At 67.0% G+C, this 17,822-nt stretch carries 19 protein-coding genes; 8 read left to right on the top strand and 11 right to left on the bottom strand.

The features are described from left to right. Positions 1 to 39 precede the first annotated feature (39 nt). The 3 genes from C487_RS04680 to C487_RS04670 all read right to left on the bottom strand — a co-directional run bounded on the left by C487_RS04680 (position 40) and on the right by C487_RS04670 (position 2,234). Positions 40 to 870: a hypothetical protein gene (locus C487_RS04680; RefSeq protein ID WP_006184536.1), complete on the bottom strand. Its 831-nt coding sequence runs from the start codon at positions 868 to 870 to the stop codon at positions 40 to 42. Then, positions 867 to 1,133 carry a DUF5827 family protein gene (locus C487_RS04675; RefSeq protein ID WP_006184535.1) on the bottom strand — a complete coding sequence of 89 codons (267 nt, stop codon included), beginning with the start codon at positions 1,131 to 1,133 and terminating at the stop codon, positions 867 to 869. Before C487_RS04675 ends, C487_RS04680 begins: the two co-directional genes overlap by 4 nt. Before the next feature lie 105 nt (positions 1,134 to 1,238). Beyond that, positions 1,239 to 2,234: a terpene synthase family protein gene (locus C487_RS04670; RefSeq protein ID WP_006184534.1), complete on the bottom strand. Its 996-nt coding sequence runs from the start codon at positions 2,232 to 2,234 to the stop codon at positions 1,239 to 1,241. Between the two features lie 120 nt (positions 2,235 to 2,354). Here C487_RS04670 and C487_RS04665 point away from each other — a divergent pair, with 120 nt between their 5' ends. Then, positions 2,355 to 3,071: an MBL fold metallo-hydrolase gene (locus C487_RS04665; RefSeq protein WP_006184533.1), complete on the top strand. Its 717-nt coding sequence runs from the start codon at positions 2,355 to 2,357 to the stop codon at positions 3,069 to 3,071. Between the two features lie 128 nt (positions 3,072 to 3,199). After that, positions 3,200 to 3,634 carry a hypothetical protein gene (locus C487_RS04660; RefSeq protein ID WP_006184532.1) on the top strand — a complete coding sequence of 145 codons (435 nt, stop codon included), beginning with the start codon at positions 3,200 to 3,202 and terminating at the stop codon, positions 3,632 to 3,634. A gap of 262 nt (positions 3,635 to 3,896) precedes the next feature. On the opposite strand, the gene C487_RS04655 is transcribed toward C487_RS04660, so the two are convergent. After that, positions 3,897 to 4,163 carry an elongation factor 1-beta gene (locus C487_RS04655; protein ID WP_006184531.1) on the bottom strand — a complete coding sequence of 89 codons (267 nt, stop codon included), beginning with the start codon at positions 4,161 to 4,163 and terminating at the stop codon, positions 3,897 to 3,899. Between the two features lie 5 nt (positions 4,164 to 4,168). Further along, the gene (locus C487_RS04650; RefSeq protein ID WP_006184530.1) at positions 4,169 to 4,348 is read right to left on the bottom strand and encodes an HVO_2753 family zinc finger protein; all 180 of its coding nucleotides are present in this window, start codon (positions 4,346 to 4,348) and stop codon (positions 4,169 to 4,171) included. 291 nt (positions 4,349 to 4,639) lie between these two features. Here C487_RS04650 and nreA point away from each other — a divergent pair, with 291 nt between their 5' ends. Both nreA and arcD read left to right on the top strand, forming a co-directional pair. Continuing rightward, the gene (nreA, locus tag C487_RS04645) at positions 4,640 to 5,941 is read left to right on the top strand and encodes a DNA repair protein NreA (RefSeq protein ID WP_006184529.1); all 1,302 of its coding nucleotides are present in this window, start codon (positions 4,640 to 4,642) and stop codon (positions 5,939 to 5,941) included. Between the two features lie 251 nt (positions 5,942 to 6,192). After that, the gene (arcD, locus tag C487_RS04640; RefSeq protein WP_049907941.1) at positions 6,193 to 7,629 is read left to right on the top strand and encodes an arginine/ornithine antiporter ArcD; all 1,437 of its coding nucleotides are present in this window, start codon (positions 6,193 to 6,195) and stop codon (positions 7,627 to 7,629) included. Positions 7,630 to 7,657: 28 nt separating this feature from the next. Here arcD and C487_RS04635 read toward each other — a convergent pair whose 3' ends face one another. From C487_RS04635 to C487_RS04625, 3 genes are all read right to left on the bottom strand, one after another. After that, positions 7,658 to 8,731: an AI-2E family transporter gene (locus C487_RS04635; RefSeq protein ID WP_006184527.1), complete on the bottom strand. Its 1,074-nt coding sequence runs from the start codon at positions 8,729 to 8,731 to the stop codon at positions 7,658 to 7,660. Positions 8,732 to 8,865: 134 nt separating this feature from the next. Beyond that, complete coding sequence (locus tag C487_RS04630) at positions 8,866 to 9,561, bottom strand: CPBP family glutamic-type intramembrane protease (protein WP_006184526.1); 696 nt, start codon at positions 9,559 to 9,561, stop codon at positions 8,866 to 8,868. Between the two features lie 4 nt (positions 9,562 to 9,565). After that, complete coding sequence (locus C487_RS04625) at positions 9,566 to 9,853, bottom strand: DUF5789 family protein (RefSeq protein ID WP_006184525.1); 288 nt, start codon at positions 9,851 to 9,853, stop codon at positions 9,566 to 9,568. Between the two features lie 142 nt (positions 9,854 to 9,995). Between C487_RS04625 and C487_RS04620 the strand changes: the two genes are divergently transcribed. Beyond that, positions 9,996 to 10,997, top strand: a complete 1,002-nt coding sequence (locus tag C487_RS04620; RefSeq protein ID WP_049907932.1) for a DUF7139 domain-containing protein — start codon at positions 9,996 to 9,998, stop codon at positions 10,995 to 10,997. A gap of 82 nt (positions 10,998 to 11,079) precedes the next feature. Here the strand turns inward: C487_RS04620 and C487_RS04615 are convergent, their stop codons facing one another. Together C487_RS04615 and C487_RS04610 are read right to left on the bottom strand one after the other, a co-directional pair. Further along, the gene (locus C487_RS04615) at positions 11,080 to 11,565 is read right to left on the bottom strand and encodes a metal-dependent hydrolase (protein WP_006184523.1); all 486 of its coding nucleotides are present in this window, start codon (positions 11,563 to 11,565) and stop codon (positions 11,080 to 11,082) included. 78 nt (positions 11,566 to 11,643) lie between these two features. Beyond that, positions 11,644 to 12,156, bottom strand: coding sequence for a CinA family protein (locus C487_RS04610; RefSeq protein WP_049907940.1), 513 nt, complete (start codon positions 12,154 to 12,156; stop codon positions 11,644 to 11,646). A 155-nt stretch (positions 12,157 to 12,311) separates the two neighbouring features. Between C487_RS04610 and C487_RS04605 the strand changes: the two genes are divergently transcribed. From C487_RS04605 to C487_RS04595, 3 genes are all read left to right on the top strand, one after another. Then, positions 12,312 to 13,412, top strand: a complete 1,101-nt coding sequence (locus tag C487_RS04605) for a pyridoxal phosphate-dependent aminotransferase (protein ID WP_006184521.1) — start codon at positions 12,312 to 12,314, stop codon at positions 13,410 to 13,412. 73 nt (positions 13,413 to 13,485) lie between these two features. Beyond that, complete coding sequence (locus C487_RS04600) at positions 13,486 to 14,925, top strand: glycosyltransferase (protein ID WP_006184520.1); 1,440 nt, start codon at positions 13,486 to 13,488, stop codon at positions 14,923 to 14,925. Between the two features lie 69 nt (positions 14,926 to 14,994). Further along, positions 14,995 to 16,212, top strand: a complete 1,218-nt coding sequence (locus C487_RS04595) for an ArsA family ATPase (RefSeq protein ID WP_006184519.1) — start codon at positions 14,995 to 14,997, stop codon at positions 16,210 to 16,212. A gap of 99 nt (positions 16,213 to 16,311) precedes the next feature. On the opposite strand, the gene purF is transcribed toward C487_RS04595, so the two are convergent. Further along, complete coding sequence (gene purF / locus C487_RS04590) at positions 16,312 to 17,784, bottom strand: amidophosphoribosyltransferase (RefSeq protein ID WP_006184518.1); 1,473 nt, start codon at positions 17,782 to 17,784, stop codon at positions 16,312 to 16,314. Between the last annotated feature and the right edge of the window lie 38 nt (positions 17,785 to 17,822).

Below are 17,822 nucleotides of genomic sequence, written 5' to 3'. Positions count from 1 at the left end.
CCACGCGCCGGTTCGTCGCGATCGACGGCGGCCGACTCCTCACTCCCGTCCGGCGGCCTCGAGCAACGCCTCGTAGGCGTCGGCGTACGCGCGTGCGACCCGTTCGGGATCGGCCCGTCGATCGCTGCCGAGTGCCGGAAGCGACACGTGCTCGAGCGGGTCGAGATAGTCGAGGACGTTCGGAACGCGCTTTTCGATGGCCCCGTCCCTGGGGCTCGAACTGGCGATCTCGCAGGCGCGACAGTAGCGATCGCCCGGATAGATCCGCGCGCGGCCGGGTTCGACGGCCGCGACGGCGGCGATCGAGGAAGGGGCAAGCCCCTCGAGCGGCCGCGCGATGTCGCCGTAGGATTCGACGACGGCGACATCGGTCGCCTCGATGTCGGCAGCCAGTCGCTCGAACGCGGGGACGTACCGCGATTCGGCGAGTTCGTTGAACTCGGCGACGCTCTCGATGGGGATCGCGTCCTCGAGCGGGAGCGCGTCGGCGACCTGCGCCGGCAGATCGGCGGTCGCGTTGCGGACGAACAGCGGGTCGTCGCCGTCGCGACCGATCCGGTCGACGAGGAACTCCCTGTCCGCTCGGCCGAGCAGACCGGTCCCGCCGTCGGGAGCGGGCCGCCACAGTCGGTGGACGGGGTTGAGTCGTTCCGGCGGTCGATCGCGGCCGTCCGCCGCCGAGAGGCGTGTCGCGTCCTTGCCGTAGAGGCGGCCCTCGGCGAGCGCTCGCCGGCAGTCGTCGTGGTCGAACCAGAAGTCGTTGCCGGCGCGCGGCTTATACCCTACCGCACCGGTTCGCTCGAGCAGGCCGGCCGAGAACGTGGTCTTGCCGGCGTCGACGCGATCGGCACCGACCACGAGGAGGATCATTCTTTCAGGCCGTAGTAGCCGGGCTCGTCTTCGTCCCGGGGTTCGGCGACCACGAGGTCGTCGGCGTTGGTCATGACCCACGGAATCGCCCAGTCGAGCAGGACGTCCTCGGTTTCGGGGTCGAGTTCGGCGTCGGGATCGGCTCCCTGTAGCATCCGGGCGATCTCGTAGACGGTGTACATCTGGTCGTCCTCGAGCAACTCCGCGGGCGTGTAGAAGTCACACGGCGGAAGCTGCTCGAATTCGGACTTCGGAACCGGCATGCCCGGCCGTACGCGGGCGGGCCACAAGACCGCACCGATCCCATGTCCCGGTTGCGGTCCGCGATTCGGGTTTCGGGACGTCACGTCGGTCCGGCGGGCAATCAGTCAGGCCGACGGCCGTCTCGCGAGCTGTGACCGGAAGATCGGCTCGAACCCCTCGAGATAGGCTCGAACGTCGAGCGAGTCGATCTCGCCGCAGTAGTCGATGGCCGACTCGTACTCGTGACACCACCGGTCGATGAACTCATCCTCGATCCCGGACTCGCGGATTCGATCGACGATCGGATCGACGGTCGCATCGGTCGGGGCTGTCCGGATCGCTTGAAGATCCGCGCGTGAAACGACCCCCGACTCGAGGGCGCGAACCACGACGGCCGAACTGTAATCGCCCTCGGCGAGTTCCCGTTCCCAGGTGGCGATCCAGTTGCCGATCCGTGCCATCCGCTGCCCGTGAGCGACGACGTTCCGAACGGCCGATAGCTCCCGGGATTCGAACGCGAGGGCGTTGGCGAGATCGATATCGGCGAACGGAAAGAGCATCATGTTGTAGACATCGTACGTGCGGAGTTCGCGTTCGCCGACGAGGCCCGGGTACTGAGCCAACAGCGCCGAGTAATCGACCGACTGCAGTGCCTGTCGGACGTCGAACCGGAACAGATCGGCGAACTCCGCCGCGCGCGGACCCGCCGCGTACTGCTCTACGAGCGCGTCCCAGAGGTCCTGCTGAAACCGGACGTACTCGCCGTCGACGCCCGCTCGGGTCGGATCGGCGGGCCGGGAATCGAACGGGACCAGGAGCAACTCCTCCAGGGTCGTCCGATCGCTGTGGCACTCGGCGACATCGTCGATGACGGTGATGAACATGGTTGCCAGTACTTTCGCGTCGCGAACTCGCTGGCCGTACTCGTCGCTCACGCACGACAGTCTGAACTCGGGTTCGATCGCGTCGAACCACCGCCACGCCGAGCGGTCCCGGTCGGCGATCAGTTCGTCGTACGCGTCGGCGAGCGGCCGCACCGTTTCCGAGAGCGTCCGCCGCTGTGCGTCCGAGAACGGATCCGATTCGATCTCGAGCGGAGGACGTTTTGCCTCTATTTTCATTACTTATCACTAGAGCCGGCGGCTATAAATTATTTGTTGACAACTAGTACGGTATTAGTTCAATGAGCCGGGGACCGGTGTCGAGGACGAGTCGCGCGGACGGAGCCGAATGATGCTTTCATGGCGAGCACGAACGACTCGAGTATGTCGGCAACTGACGACGAACACGACACAGGCGTCCACGTGCTGCCGATCACGGTCGAGTACGGCGGGCAGGAACTCACGATCACGCCGACGCTCGTCGAAACCGACCGCGGCCCGATCCTGATCGACGCCGGTCCGCAGGGTGCCCTCGACGGGGTTCGGACCCACCTGCGATCGCTGGGGTACGACCTCGCCGACGTGTGGCTCGTCCTCGTGACTCACCGCGACGGCGACCACGCGGGCGGGCTTGCGGCCCTCCTCGAGCGAGTCGATGCGGTCGTCGCGACCCACCGCGCGGCAGCGCCGTACGTCTCCGGCGAGTCGGAACCGGCCGCGGGCGACGGCGATCGCTATCCGCCCGTCGATGTCGATATCGAACTGGCCGACGGGGTCCGGTTCCCGACGCTCGCGGGGCCGATGGAGGTCGTCGCGACGCCCGGGCACGCACCCGGACACGTCTCGCTGTACTTCCCGGACGCGAACCTGCTCGTCGCCGGCGATGCGCTCGTCGCTGACGGGGACGCTCCCCTCGCCGGTCCGAAGCCTCGCTTCACGCCGGCAATGGAGCAGGCGATCGAGTCCGTCAGGACGCTGGCGGACCTCGAGATCGATCACACCGTTTGCTACCACGGAGGGTACGTGGACCAGGGGACCGAACGCATTCGAGAGATCGCCCGCCAGTCGCGCGAGTAACGCCGTGGCCGGACCGCCATCCAGCGGGGGTCCCGCTCCGAAACGGTGCGCTCCCACTCGAGTGTGCGGGCGAACGGAAACGGACGGAAGCGGAATTCTCATCGGTGTCCGGTACTAACCGACGCACAATGCGACTCGAACTCCGCGTCTGTCAGCACTGTCTCGACGGCGACCACGGCAACGAGAAACGGACCGCCGTCCTCAACGACATGGTCGACTGCGCCGAACAGATTCAGGAGTACAAGGAAGTCATCGACCTCGACGCGGTTCACATCCGCAAGGTCAGGGACGACGAACCGGGGAAGCCGGCGGCGCTGCCGGTCGTCTCGGCGACGATCCAGAACGATCAGGTCGTCCTGAACGATACCCAACTCGTCGCCGAGGGACAGGACGGAAACATGCTGGTCTACACCAACCCCGACGACGTACTGACGGTGCTCGCGGGCAACCTGGACGAGGTCAGTAAGGCCGTGACCGAAGACGTGACCGTCGACCTCTCCGCGGTCGGCGCGGAAATCGTTTCGCAGGCCGACCTAGGCGCGAACCGGGAGCAAGAACAGTAACACCCACCGCGCGGTAGCCGACGGTGCTTCCGCGTCCGGGGACGATAGCTGGTCGTCTCTCGAGCCAGAGGCGAAGAGAACTGTACGGGACCGCCGATTTCGTGAGCGCTGGCGGAGGAGCCGACCGGCCGGGCCGACACCACACCACGACACGCATTGGCGACGGTCCGGTGGCTGCGGTTCGCGACGGACGCCGCTCGCAACGCCGCGACTGGACGCCTCTATCGGCGTTCTGGAACGACTAAAATCCGCGAAAACGGCCTTAGATACGGCCGACGTTTTCGACGCCGACGCTTTCGACGCCCTCGACGTCCGCGAAACTCTCCTCGACGGTCTCCGTTCCGCCGGAGCCGTCAGGGACGATCACGGTCGGGTAGAGCGCGACGAGACCGAACGCGACTTCGTCGCGTTCGACGCCATTGATCTTCGCGCCCTCGGGGAGGGCACTCTCGAGGCGCTCCTGAAGCGCGTCGAGGTCGATATCGGGGCTGTCCGGCATGACCTTGATTTTGGCAGCGACTTTTCCCATGGTAGTTACGGTCCGGTGAATCCGCAGTCGGGGCACTCGTAGAGGTTGCTCTGTTTGCGACACTTGGCACAGCGGTAGATCTGCTGGCCGCAGTCGGGACACTTGAACGCTGCGGCGTTCGTGCCCGCGATGTTGAGCCCGCAGGAGACGCAGGAACGCGTCTCTCGGTCGTCGGTCGTACTCATACCCCTCCTTTCCCGCCCGCCGTTTTTAACTCTTTTCAAGGCACGCCCACCCTCGAGAAAGACTAACACGAGACATGCAGGACGCCGTTCCGGGCGGAGTTTCTGAGCCTGAAAACGCCCTTGCGGGTACTTTACGGATCGGCGAGAACGCTCGAATGAGGTTCGGGGGTCCGACGACCGACCGAACCTCTGCCTCTGACATCTTCCACGGTCGCTGGCAGTCACGAACCCGCACAGCGACCGGCTTCCGGAACTCAACATTCAACACCGTGCCGTCCCTACGTCGGGTGAATGCGCCTCGACGACTACATCGAGGACTTGGAGCCCGACGAGGAGGCCGAGCGTCGCCGCCTCGCCAAGGAGAAGTCCTACGCGATCACGGACCACTTAGAGGAGTTCGAACGGAAGTTCGACGACGCGCTGAGCGGTGATACCCTCGTCGGGTCGACTTCGCCGTCGATCTTCGTCGGTCGATCGAACTACCCGGACATTCCCGTCGGGTTGCTCTCCCCGGTCGGCGACGAGGGTGCCGCCGAGGAGTACGTCACCGATGGCGACTGGTACCGACAGGGGTACGCGATCGACGACGTCCTCCAGCGCCGGACCGGGCTGCTGAACTCGAGCAAGCGGGCGAACGTCGAGTCCCCGTCGATCGCCAGCCGGCTGACCCCGTCGGTCCACGACACGTGGGACGGCTTCGTCGGCGTCCAGCGGGAGGTCGCCATCGCCGACCGTCCGGTCGACCTCGAGATCGGATTGGACGACAAACCCGATCTCGGACTCGATGCCGGAACGGACGTGGCGACGCCGCGTGGTCCGCAGGCGAACGCCCGCAACGCGGACCTCACCGAGAACCCCCACGTCCCGCGGCCGGTCAAGAAGACCCTCGAAGACGACGACTGGCAGGCCGAGGGCGCGATGACCTACCTCTATCGCCGGGGGTTCGACGTCTACGAGATCAACTCGATCCTCTCGGCGGGCGCGCTCGGGCAGACGAAACAGCGCCGGCTGGTTCCGACGCGGTGGTCGATCACGGCCGTCGACGACACCGTCGGGCAGTACCTCCGCGGGCGCATCCGGAACGCGCCCAGTATCGACGAGGTCCAGGTCTGGGCCAACGAGTACGTCGGTAACCGGTACTGGATCGTCCTCGCGCCGGGCACCTGGGAGTTCGAACTGGTCGAGATGAAAGCCCCCGGCAGCATCTGGAACCCGAACCCCGAGGACGACCTCTGGATGGCCAGCGCCTCGGAAGGGTACGAGGGTCGCTCGAGCTACGTCGAGGAGACCGCGGGGGCCTACTACGCCGCTCGACTGGGCGTCCTCGAGCACCTCGAGTCGATCGGCAGGCAGGCGAAGTGTCTCGTTCTCCGTGAAGTATCGGACGACTACTGGGCCCCGGTCGGCGTCTGGCAGGTCCGCGAAAGCGTTCGCAACGCCTTCGAGGGCGAGTACGGCGAGGCCGAAACGTTCCACGGGGCGGTGTCGGAGGTCGCGACCCGATTGCCGGTTTCCGGCGCGCGATTGCGGCGCAAATCCGAACTCGCGGCCGGATTGCAATCGAATCTGAACGCCTTCTCGAACGCGAAGTAACGGGCGACGGGGGCGTCGACCGACGACCGAGAGACCGCCGACAGCGGTGCTTCGGTCCAGCCACCGCTGGAACCCGTCGTGATTCGCTTCGTGAGTTCTCTCGCGGGACCGACCGTCTCGAGCCTGGGGCGAGCCGAAATATTGTTGGAGATGACTGTTCGTTCGACAATAATGTGTCCACTGCTACCAGCCCGCATACACTGAGGTAATAAATCGCTCAATTTTTATGCCCGAAATGCATACCGCCGATGATGACATTCGACTTTACGCCGACTACAGTCGACGACCTCGACCCCGAACGACGGCCGTCGTTCGTTCTCGCACTCGTTCCGGTGCTCGCAGTCGTCACGTTTCTCGGGATCGGGTCGGCCCTGCTCGGGCTGGCCCCCCACGTACCGCTGCTCTGGAGTATCGTCTTCGTCGGCGCGTTCGGTCGCTATCTCGGCTATCAGTGGACCGACCTCTCCGATGGGATCACCAACGGCCTCCTGATGGGGAGCCAGGCGCTGTTGATCCTCTTTACGATCTACGCGCTGATCGCCACCTGGGTCGACGCCGGGACGATTCCGGCGATGATGTACTACGGCCTCGAGTTGCTCACGCCGACGGTGTTCCTGCCGGTCACGGTGGTCCTGGCCGCGGTCGTGGCGTTTTCGATCGGATCCTCGTGGACGACGGTTGGGACGCTCGGGGTCGCGTTCGTCGGAATCGGGGCGGGGCTGGGCGTTCCCGCGCCGATGACCGTCGGCGCGGTCATTTCGGGTGCCTACGCGGGCGACAAGCAGTCGCCCCTCTCGGACACGACGAACCTCGCGGCCGGCGTGACGAACACGTCGCTGTACGACCACATCCACCGCATGCGAACGGGGACGGCCATCGCGTTCGGGCTCTCGATACTCGGCTTCGCCGTGCTCGGGCTCCGGGCCGGTGGCGAGATTCCGGTCAATCGCGTCGCCGAAATCCAGACCGCGCTCTCGGGGACGTACGACCTCTCCGTGCTCGTCTTCCTGCCGCTGATCGTGACCTTCGGGCTCGCCCTCTACGGCTATCCCGCGCTTCCGACGCTCGTAGTCGGCGTCGTCGCCGGAGTCTGCACCTCGATCCTGGTCCAGGGCGCGGGTTTCGTCGCCGCCTGGGAAGTCTTCATGAACGGGACCGCGCCCGAAACCGGGACCGACCTCGTGAACGAACTCCTCGCGACCGGCGGCCTCACCGGCTCGGCCTGGACGATTACCGTCGTCGTCGCCGCGCTCTCGCTGGGTGGCCTCCTCGAGCACACCGGCGTGCTGGCGGTGCTCGCCGACCGGCTCTCGCAGGCCGTCTGGAGTTCCGGCAGCCTGATCGCCGGTACCGGTCTCTCCGCGATCCTTATCAACGCGCTCACCGCCCAGCAGTACATGAGTATCGTCCTTCCCGGGCTGACGCTCAGAAACCTCTACGAGGAGTTCGGCCTCGATAGCGACGAACTCTCGCGGGCCGTCGAAGCGGCCGGGACGCCCACCGGCGCACTCATTCCGTGGCACGCCGGCGGCGTCTTCATGGCCTCGGCGACCGGCGTTCCCACCCTCGAGTACGCGCCGTTCTACCTGTTCGGGCTGCTGTCGCCGCTCGTGCTGTTCGCGATGACGCTGACCGGTCGCGGCGTGCCGACGACCGACCGTGCCGAACGAGTCCAGACGGCCGACTGAGACGACCCGCTCGCGGCCAGCTCGTCGGTCACTCGGTTTCGACGATGGTACGCTCGCGGCCGAGATCGGACTCCGGAGTATCCGAAGCGGTCCCCTCGAGTCGATCGACGACCGTCAGACAGGCCTTGAACGCCGCGAGGACGACGGGCCCGACGAACAGACCGACCACGCCGAAGAGGGAGACGCCGCCGATGACCCCCAGGAGGGCCGTCGCGGGATGTAACCCCGAGCGCCGGTCGACGAGGTACGCGCGCAGATAATTGTCCGCCACGGTGAGCACGGCGAGCCCGTATCCCAGCAGGACGACGGCGCGGACGGGGTCGCTCGAGGCCGCGTGGGCGAGCGTGACCGGGCCCCAGACGAGCCAGACGCCGACCGTCGGGAGAAACGCCGCGAACACGAGGACGATCGCCAGCGTAGTCGCGTACGGGACGCCGAGCAGTGCGAGCCCCAGGCCACCGAGTATCCCCTGGACGATCGCGACGAACACGTGTGCCCGAAGGGCCGCCCGGGTGACGGCGTGGACTTCTGCGAACAGTTCGTCGAGCACGTCCCCCTCGAGCGGCGCGGTCTCGCGGAGCCAGGCCACGAACGCGGGCCCATCGACCAACAGATAGTACAGCAGAAAGACGACGACGAGCACCCCGACCGCGACGTCCATGCCTGTCGTCACGAGATCGACGCTGCGGACCAGCGTCAGTTCCGCGACATCGGAGATCGATCCTTCGAGTTCCGACCGGAATGCGGATTCGAGCGCGGAGACCGTCTCGTCGCCCATTCCCAACTCGTTCCGAGCCATCTCGCGGGCGGAGACAACGAGTTGGGCGCTCTCGATCGACTCGAGGGTCGAGACGCCGGTACGGAGCACCACCAGCGACACGAGCATCAGCGGAACGATGCCGGCGGCGACGGCGCTGCCGGTACACGCGAGTCCGGCGAGCCGCGGGCCGACTCGCGGCTCGAGTCGGTCGTAGGCCGGTCGAAGGACGACGGCGAGCAGACAGGCCGCCAGCACGTACTCGACGAGCGGCAGAACCAACAGGGCGGCGAGCCCGCAAAGGACGGCGACGAGGAGGGCGAGAAACGTCGTTCGGGCGTCCATATTTCAACGTCTTGAACAGAACCCATAAGTATTGGTGTTTCTGACTGTGTGTCGCGGTTACAGGAGGCGGCGGCGACCGTCGCCGGCCCGTAACGAGCCTCGTGATCGGGCCGGAGCCGCCGGGCGGCTCACCGCTACACCGGGACCGGCAGCCACTCGAGGAACCGGAGCACCAGCGTCGGTTCGAACACCGGCTCGTGGAGTACGAGCCAGTCGAGTAAGACGAGGCCGCCGCCGTGGGCGACGACCGAAGGGAGGATGGAGTCGGACTTGTAGTCGACGGCACCGAACAGGACGTCCGTCGGCCCCGACAGCACGAACTCGATCGGCGGTTTCGAGGCGTGGTGGAGCATGTAGATCACGGGGCTGATGAACACCGCGCCGAAGCCGAGTTTCTTGACGCCGACGCAGAGCAAGCCTCGATAGTAGGTCTCGGCGGCCAACGCGAGGACGAGGAGTTTGACCGCGTGGGGGACGAACGCCGCCGGCGCGGCCGAGGTCTCCCAGATCGGATAGAACGCGCGGATGGTCGGTAGCGTCGAGCCGACGATGTAGAACGGCAGCACGAACGCGGCCAGCAGAACCGTATTTCGGAGCGCGAGCCGATCGATCCGCCAGCCGATTCGCTTTCCCTGCGAGAGCGCAAGCGCGAGCGGTCCCCCGATCAGAAGAACGCCGTCGACGACGGTTCGGTGGGTCAACGCACTGGGAACGACGCGCATCCACAGGACGGTTAGGACGGCACCGAACAGCAACGACTGCTTGACCCAGGTGAGCCTCAGGCGATCGGGGAGCCACTGGCCGTCGCGCCGCCCGGACTCGGAGGCCACGGTGTCACTCGTCGGCGGTCGGGACGGGACCGGTCCCGATCACGTCCCGGACGTGCCCCTCGAACTCCTGGCGGCGCTGGAAATACGTCTCGTCGATCGACTCGAGGACGGTCGACAGTTCCCGTGGGCCATCGGGCGTTCGAATGACGGCGTCGCCCTCGAGCCGACGGACTTCGCTCTTCTCCTTGGGCCAGGTCAGCCGCGAACTCACGCGGGCAAGCGGTGCGCCCTCGACTGGAGTGTGCTCTCCGAGCGAGACTGCCGGCTCCGCGTCCTCGTCCTCGTCGCTCATAGCGGGTCGTTTGCGAGGGCGGCGATTCAAGCTTTCGTTTCAGCGGGTGCCATCGAAGCGGGTGTCGACCACGGCCGGACCTCTCCGACAGCCGAGGTGTGTCTGACGTATCGTTTTGTGATGGGACGCCAAACGGGCGGGTATGACAAGCCTGACGGAGGCCTACGATGGGACCGCACCGGGGGTGACGAGTCGCCGCCTGTATTCGGGGATGGCGCTCGTGGTCCTCGGTGCACTCATGGCCGTCGTGGCCGTGCTCGTGGCGACGACCGACCTCCTCGGCGGATACGCGGTTGCGCTCTCGGGGGACATGTCCGCCCGGTTCGCGACCGTCCGCGCCGCGAGCATGCTGGCCGGCCTCAGCGTCCCGACCGTCCTCGTCGGCGTCTTCGTCGTGTTGCCGGCCGGCCGTCGCGTCCAGGCCACGGCCGCAATCAGCGCGAGCCTCTGCCTGCTCGGGGTCGTCCTCTTCTGGTACGCCTACCCCGAACACTGGCGCTACGGCAGCGAACAACTCACGCTCGAGGTCTCCGCGATCTACCTGCTCGGACTCCTGCCCGCGATCTGGTGTCTGTTCAGCGCCGTCGCCACGTTCAAGCAGCGCAACGACCCCGGCGGGAACCTCGAGATGAACGTCACCCGCCACAACAAGACCGTCCTCGAAGTCGACGACTCGAGCGATGCGGGCGGGCTGGGCGGCATCGGCTTCCTCGGCGGGACGCCGAACGGCGATGTCGAAACGCAGACCAACGGGACCGACGAGGATAGCGCGACCGAGTCAGGCGGCACGTCGCTTTCGTACGACGAAAGCGAGGGCGAGAGCCGGTCCACCCGACGGTCGGCCGCTTCCTCGCGGCGAACCCGCACCACCGAACCCGGCCGCCCCGCCGGCGCTGCGACCAGTGACGGCGGGTCCGCTGCGAGCGATATTACCTCGCCGCTCGAGTCCGGCGACGGCCGCGACGCGGAGATCGTCGAACCGTCGCCCGAGACGCCCGACGAACCGACGGACCGCTACTGTGGGAACTGCGAACACTTCGAATACGTCCGCTCATCCGAGGGGATGGTTCCCTACTGCGCTCGCCACGACAGGGCCATGGACGACATGGACGCCTGCGACGAGTGGTCGCCGAACCGGCGATAGATGTGCCGCCGTTTCGTCCCGTGTTCCGCCGCCCGACCCTCGATAGCGACGAGCGGCGATGACTAGTCGCCCGCGTCGGGGGCTAGAGCCCGAGTCCCCGCCGTCCCATCTCGAGCCCCCACTGGGGAATCTCGAAGACGACCAGCGCGACGAGGAGGAGCTCGGCGACGGTCACGGCGACCATCATCAGGTCGGCGCGCTCGCTGCTGACCGCGACGCCGATCGGGAGGCCGAACTCCTTCTTCCAGACGGGATAGAACAGCGCGATGCCGCGCTTGCTCCCCGCGACATCGAGGACGTAATGGGTCAACACGCCGATCCAGACGTACTCGAGGTTTCCGAACACGTGCGGAAACGCCACGAAACCGGCCAGAACCGGCAGGTTGTGGAGCGTCTTGCGGTGCTTGCCGAAAGCAGTGTCGACGTCCGGAAACAGTGCGCCGAGCGAAACCGGGACGCCGATCATGACGATCGTTTTGAACGTCTCCAGGTCGCCCGTCGGCTCGAGGAGATACCCGAGCCCGATACTCAAGAGGACGGCATTCAGTACGTGCCCTTTCTTGTTCATCTAGCCGCATCTGGGGAGTCGACGAGGGAATAGTTTTCTCTCGAGAGAGTCAGTCGTCCGGACTCGTTTCGACCGGCCTCACCGCGAGTCGATTTCGGCGAGCAGGTCCGTGAGGGCCTGCTCGACCGTCTGTGCTCGCACGGCCGCCCGGTCGCCGTCGAAGACGTAGCGGGAGACGGTCGCGTAGGACTCCTCGCTGCCCCACGGCCCCCCGTAGGAAACGCCGATGTAGACGGTCCCGACCGGGTTCGCCGCCGTTCCGCCGGCGGGACCGGCGATTCCGGTCGTCGAGACGCCCCAAGTGACGTCCGTGACGTCCCTGATCCCCCGTGCCATCTGGCGGGCGACGGGTTCGGAGACCGCCCCGTGCTCGTCGAGCGCCTCGCGACTGACGCCGAGATGGCGGCGCTTGGCATCGTAGGCGTAGGTCGTCAGGCCCGAATCGAAGTAGTCGCTCGCCCCCGGGACGGCGGTGATCTCCGCGCCGATCAGGCCCCCGGTACAGGATTCGGCGACGGCCAGGGTCTCCTCGGCGTCGCACAGCGCGTTGGCAACGTCCCGCGACAGGTCGCGGTCGATGGCGTCGTTCATGCCCGATTCCATGGGCGGCGGCGTTGTGAATGCGGGGGGTACCGGCCGAACGCAACCCAGATCCGAGCGCGTCGGCTCCCCTCGAGTCACCGACACCAATTCCGCTCGATCGGGAAACGGAAAGAAAGACGGGACGCGACCGCCAAGTATCCGACATGAACTACGAGACGCCGCTGTTCTTCCGCGTGATGAAGTACGCGGACGCGGCGGGCCACGATGTCATCGACATGGTCAGCGGGAACCCCGACTGGGAGCCCCCCGAGGCGCTCCGCGAGGGCCTTCACGAGTACGCCGACTTCGAACCCGACCGGTTCCAGTACGCGCCAAGCGAGGGCCTGCTCGAGTTACGCGAGGAGATCGCCGCGCGGCGCGGCGTCGATGTCGACCAGGTCGTCGTCACGAACGGGACCGGCGAGGCGAACTACCTCGCGATGGCGCGGGCGCTCGAGCGCGAGCGCGGCGACGAGATCCTGCTGACCGATCCGGTTTACCCCTACTACCCGGGCAAGACGACGATGCTCGGGGGCACCCAGCGGTACGTCGCGACCGACGACGAGGGCGGACTCGATCCCGCGGACGTCCGTGCGGCCGCAAGCGAAGAAACGGCTGCGATCGTCGTGACCACGCCGAACAATCCGACCGGGGCGGTCTACTCCGCCGAGACGATGCGGGACCTCGTCGGCGTCGCCGAGGAGTACGACGCGATCCTCATCAGCGACGAGGTGTACGACCATTACGACCTCTCGGGACGGTTTGCGAGCGCGCTCGAGACCGACTCCGCCAACCGGATCGTCACCAACGGCTTCTCGAAGTCGATGGCGATCACCGGTGCTCGCGTGGGTTATGCGATTTTCCCGCCGGCGCTCGTCGCCGACGCCAAGAGCCGCCACATGCTGGTCAACGTCGCCACCACGCGCCCCGGTCAGTACGCGGTCCTGAACGCCCTTCGGGAGACGGGACCCGACTATTACGAGCGCAATCGTGACCTGCTCCGCGAGCGCGTCGACACCTTCACCGACGCGCTCGATGCGGCGGGCGCGGAGTACACCAGACCGAGCGGGTCGTTCTACGTGATGGCCCGCTTCGACGGCTATCCGGGCACGATCGCAAACGTCGAGCGACTGATCGACGAGGCCGGCGTCGCGGGGATGCCCGGCGACGCCTTCGGCGACTCCCGAACCGAGTGGCTGCGGTTTGCGCTCGTGACGCCGCGCGTCGCGGAGGCGGCCGAGCGGTTGGCTGCGTACTTCGACTGACGGCCCTGACCGTTCGGCGGCGACGACAGTCCGGCCGAAATACCGATACGTCGGGCGGCCGACTACCCGCGTAATGCTTCTCGAGGCCGTCGTCGCGGTGTTCGTCCTGACCCAGTTGGCTTACTGCGTCGGCAACGGCGCGCTGGTGTCGCTGCTCGTTCGTCGGCCCGACGCCCTGGTCGATGACGGGACCCTCGAGCGAGTCGTCGCGGGAACGGATCTCGACCGTACTCGGGTACCGGCACGGTCTGATGGGGGAGTGAGTGGTGGAGCCGATCCCCCATCGACGGACGTGAGCCGGCCGGCGAGCGAGCCGCGACCGACGGCCCGATCGGGTTGCCGGCTTCCACAGTCGGCGGTCCGTCGGGTCCGCGTTCTCGTGCCGATCTACCGCGAGACGCCGGCGGTTCTCGCGGAGACCCTCGACAACATCGCCGCCCAGCGGTATCCCACGGCGGCCGTTTCCGTCTCCGTGATCCACGAACCCGACGATCCGACCGTGTCGGCGGTCCGCGAGTCCGCCGCCGCTCGCGAGGACGACCTCGACGTCGAGTTCGTCGCCGTCGATCGGGCGGCGCTCGCGGCCGATCGCTCGCCCGGGGACTGGACGTTCAGTGGGACGGGTGTCCCGCGGACGAAGGCCGCCGCCCTGACCTACGCGTTCACGACGCTCTCGCTCGCGCCCGACGACGTCGTAACGGTCTTCGACTCGGACACGCAGGTCCCCCTCGACACGTTCGAACTCGCCGTCGCCGGCCTCACGGAGTACGACATCGTCCAGGCGAAACAGACGGCGCGAAACGTCGACGACGGACTCCTCCCGCTGCTCGAGTCGATGGGGATCGCGGCGTGGTCCGACCTCATTTATGCGAACTCGGCCGACGGCCCCTACCAACTGCTCGGGAAGGCGTACTTCACGTCGGCCACCGTTCTGTACGAACTCGACCGGTGGCAACTCGACGCGGTGACCGAGGATATGGCGTTAGGCGTTGCGGCCCACGAACGGGGCTGTACCCTCGGCATCATCGACCGCTACGTACAGGACCTCTGTCCGGCCGGCCTCGAGGCCTGGGTCCGGCAGAAACGCCGCTGGGTTCGCGGCCCGTACCGGCACCTGCTGACGCCGGGCTGGTCGGGGCGCGAGCGCGGTCGGTTCTGGGCGGGAACCGTGTTGACCCAACTCCTGTCGGTGACGAACGTCCTTGGCCTGCCGGCCGGACTCGCCGTCCTGTGGCTGACCGTCACCGACTCGACAGGAGTCGTCCCCGCGTCGCTGACCCCGGTCATCGCGTTCAACGGCATCGTCTGGTGGTACTATAGCTGGCGGTCGTACCGTGCGGCCTGGGAGGCGGTCACGTTCGACAGCCGGTGGGATCGGTTCCGGTACTCGCTGGTCTCGAACCCGCTTACGCAGGCCCTGTACGCGACGCTGTGGACGGTTCCGATCTGTCTGGCGCTCGCTGATGCCATCCGCGGTGCCACGCCGACGTTCGACGTGACGCCGAAGAACTAACGTCGCGGGCGGCGTGCCCCGCCGCCGGAGACCGACGAATACTCGTGTCGGGACCGGGAAAAGCGGCGTATGAGCGGCATCGACGTCGAACCGGTCGACGAGGAGGAGGCGACGAGCGAGCGCGACGACGGCGACCACACCATCGAGGTGACGCCGACCGACTCCGTCGACGACGGGGACCCGGCCGAGCGCGAGACCATCGACGTCGAGCCGTCCGACGAGCCGATGGACGGCCCCGACTACGTCCTCTACGGCGGGAAAGGCGGCGTCGGCAAGACGACGATGGCAGCGGCGACGGCGCTGGACAGCGCCCGCGGCGGGACACCGACACTGGTCGTCTCGACCGATCCGGCCCACTCGCTGTCCGACACCTTCGAGACCGACATCCCGGCGGAACCCGGCCGAATCCGGGACGACGTGCCGCTGTACGCGGCCGAGATCGATCCCGAAACCGCGCTCGAGGAGGGAGACACGCCCTTCAGCGGGGCAGGTGGGGGAGCGGACGAGACGGACCACTTCGCGGGCAGTGAGGCGGGCGGCTCCCCGTTCCCCGGCGAGGGGGACGAGGGCGGGCCGCTTGGCGGCCTCGGCGACATGCTCGGCGGCGACTCGCCGATGGACGCCCTCTTGGGCGGCGCGATGCCCGGTGCCGACGAGGCCGCCGCCATGCAACTCCTGCTCGAGTACATGGACGACGCGCGCTTCGAGCGGGTCGTCATCGACACGGCCCCGACCGGACACACGCTCCGCCTGCTGCAACTCCCCGAAATCATGGACACGATGATGGGTCGACTGATGAAACTCCGCCAGCGCCTCGGCGGAATGCTCGATGGCGTCAAGGGGATGTTCGGCGGCGAGACGCCGGACGACGGCGACGACCTCGAGGACCTGGAGGTCCTTCGCGAGCGCATCGAGCGCCTGCGGGCGGCCCTGCGCGACCCCGCGCGGACGGACTTTCGGATCGTCATGGTGCCCGAGGAGATGAGCGTCTTCGAATCCAAGCGCCTGCGCCAGCAACTCGAGGAGTTCGGGATTCCGGTCGGCACCGTCGTCGTCAATCGGGTGATGGAACCGCTGTCGAACGTGACCGACGACATCGACGGCGAGTTCCTGCAGCCGAACCTCGACGACTGCGAGTTCTGTCAGCGCCGCTGGGACGTCCAGCAGGGCGCGTTAGCCGAGGCACAGGACCTCTTCCGGGGGACCGACGTTCGCCGCGTCCCCCTGTTCGCCGAGGAGGTCCGCGGCGAGGGCATGCTCGAGGTCGTGGCGGCCTGTCTGCGGTAGGTCACTCCGCGGGGAGTCACCGGTCGTAACCTGACTTGGCCTCGGACTCGTCCGGAGCGAGCGAAGCGAGTGGAGGGGAAGGAAGATGCGTTCGGTGTTCTAGTCGTCCGCGGGGAGTTGCTGGCCGCCCACGTCGGGCCGGCTCACGTCACGATCGGTCTCCTCGCCGTCGATGTCGTAGGGGTACTCGCCGGTGACACAGCCCAGACAGAGATCGATGCGGTCCTTGCCGAGCACGTCGGCGACGGCGTCGGTCGAGAGGTAGGCGAGGCTGTCGGCGGCGATCTCGTCGCGGATTTCGGCGGTCGATTTGTCCGCGGCGATCAGTTCGTCGCGGGTGGCCATGTCGATACCCATGTAGCAGGGGGCGACGATCGCGGGAGCGCCGATACGGACGTGGACCGCCTCGGCTCCGCAGTCCTTCAGGAGTTGGACGAGTTGGGTCGACGTGGTGCCGCGGACGATCGAATCGTCGATGACGGTGACGGTCTTGCCTTCGATCGTCGATTTGATCGGGTTGAGTTTGAGCCGGACCGCGCGTTCGCGTTCGTCTTGCGTCGGCATGATGAACGTCCGGCCGACGTAGCGGTTCTTCATCAGCCCCTCGGCGAACTCGACGCCGTCATCGTCCGCATCCCGCGGTTCGCCGTCGGCGGTCGTCTCGCTTGCGGCGTCGGCGTACCCCGAGGCAAAGGCACGCCCCGAGTCGGGAACCGGCATCACGACGTCGGTCTCGACGCCGCTTTCCTCCCAGAGTTCGCGTCCCAGGTTGCGCCGCGCCTCGTAGACGAGCGTCTCGTCGATGACGCTGTCGGGTCGCGCGAAGTAGACGTGCTCGAAGAAACAATGGGCGGTGTTCTCGGTATCGACGAGCTGGTAGGAATCGAACCCCGCGCCGTCCGCCTGGAGGACGACGAGTTCGCCCGGCCGAACGTCCCGGACCAGGTCCCCGTCCAGGGTGTCGATCGCCGCCGACTCCGAGGCGAGCATGTAGCCGTCCTCGAGTTCGCCGATACACAGCGGCCGGTTCCCCTGTGGATCGCGCACGCCGAGAACCGTGTCGTCGTGGGTGATCGTCAGCGAGTACGAGCCGTGAATGCGGCCCATCGTGTGCTTGACCGCTCGTACGAGGTCCTCCTCGAGGAGGTTCCGGGCGAGGTCGTGGGCGATGACCTCGGTGTCGCCGTCGCTGGTAAAGGCGTGGCCCGCGGCAGCGAGTTCGTCGCGGATCTCGTCGGCGTTGACGAGGTTCCCGTTGTGCGAGAGCCCGAGCGATCCGCTCTTAAACGAGACGGAGAACGGCTGTGCACAGGAGGAGTCGACCGAGCCGGCCGTCGGATACCGCACGTGGCCGATCCCCGCTGCGCCGGAGAGCGCGTCGAGGTCGTCCTCCCCGAACGCGTCCCCCACGAGCCCCATTTCGACGTGGCTGTGCTGTTGAAACCCGTCGTGCGTAACGATCCCGGCCGACTCCTGGCCGCGATGCTGGAGTGCATAGAGCGCGTAGTACAACGGACGTGCCGCGTCTCGACCGTCGAGTGAGACGCCGACGACGCCGCACTTTTCGGTCATTCCTGTTCGCCGGGGAGTTTCGCCCCGCCCATCAGTCA

The organism is Natrinema pallidum DSM 3751 (genome assembly GCF_000337615.1).
GTDB classification, from domain to species: domain Archaea; phylum Halobacteriota; class Halobacteria; order Halobacteriales; family Natrialbaceae; genus Natrinema; species Natrinema pallidum.
This window is presented reverse-complemented; position numbering and strand designations above follow the sequence as displayed.

Excerpts from the sequence above, each read along its gene's own strand:
- C487_RS04680 (WP_006184536.1), bottom strand. The coding sequence starts at position 870 with ATGATCCTCCTCGTGGTCGGTGCCGATCGCGTCGACGCCGGCAAGACC.
- C487_RS04675 (WP_006184535.1), bottom strand. The coding sequence starts at position 1,133 with ATGCCGGTTCCGAAGTCCGAATTCGAGCAGCTTCCGCCGTGTGACTTC.
- C487_RS04670 (WP_006184534.1), bottom strand. The coding sequence starts at position 2,234 with ATGAAAATAGAGGCAAAACGTCCTCCGCTCGAGATCGAATCGGATCCG.
- C487_RS04665 (WP_006184533.1), top strand. The coding sequence starts at position 2,355 with ATGGCGAGCACGAACGACTCGAGTATGTCGGCAACTGACGACGAACAC.
- C487_RS04660 (WP_006184532.1), top strand. The coding sequence starts at position 3,200 with ATGCGACTCGAACTCCGCGTCTGTCAGCACTGTCTCGACGGCGACCAC.
- C487_RS04655 (WP_006184531.1), bottom strand. The coding sequence starts at position 4,163 with ATGGGAAAAGTCGCTGCCAAAATCAAGGTCATGCCGGACAGCCCCGAT.
- C487_RS04650 (WP_006184530.1), bottom strand. The coding sequence starts at position 4,348 with ATGAGTACGACCGACGACCGAGAGACGCGTTCCTGCGTCTCCTGCGGG.
- nreA (WP_006184529.1), top strand. The coding sequence starts at position 4,640 with ATGCGCCTCGACGACTACATCGAGGACTTGGAGCCCGACGAGGAGGCC.
- arcD (WP_049907941.1), top strand. The coding sequence starts at position 6,193 with ATGACATTCGACTTTACGCCGACTACAGTCGACGACCTCGACCCCGAA.
- C487_RS04635 (WP_006184527.1), bottom strand. The coding sequence starts at position 8,731 with ATGGACGCCCGAACGACGTTTCTCGCCCTCCTCGTCGCCGTCCTTTGC.
- C487_RS04625 (WP_006184525.1), bottom strand. The coding sequence starts at position 9,853 with ATGAGCGACGAGGACGAGGACGCGGAGCCGGCAGTCTCGCTCGGAGAG.
- C487_RS04620 (WP_049907932.1), top strand. The coding sequence starts at position 9,996 with ATGACAAGCCTGACGGAGGCCTACGATGGGACCGCACCGGGGGTGACG.
- C487_RS04615 (WP_006184523.1), bottom strand. The coding sequence starts at position 11,565 with ATGAACAAGAAAGGGCACGTACTGAATGCCGTCCTCTTGAGTATCGGG.
- C487_RS04610 (WP_049907940.1), bottom strand. The coding sequence starts at position 12,156 with ATGAACGACGCCATCGACCGCGACCTGTCGCGGGACGTTGCCAACGCG.
- C487_RS04605 (WP_006184521.1), top strand. The coding sequence starts at position 12,312 with ATGAACTACGAGACGCCGCTGTTCTTCCGCGTGATGAAGTACGCGGAC.
- C487_RS04600 (WP_006184520.1), top strand. The coding sequence starts at position 13,486 with ATGCTTCTCGAGGCCGTCGTCGCGGTGTTCGTCCTGACCCAGTTGGCT.
- C487_RS04595 (WP_006184519.1), top strand. The coding sequence starts at position 14,995 with ATGAGCGGCATCGACGTCGAACCGGTCGACGAGGAGGAGGCGACGAGC.
- purF (WP_006184518.1), bottom strand. The coding sequence starts at position 17,784 with ATGACCGAAAAGTGCGGCGTCGTCGGCGTCTCACTCGACGGTCGAGAC.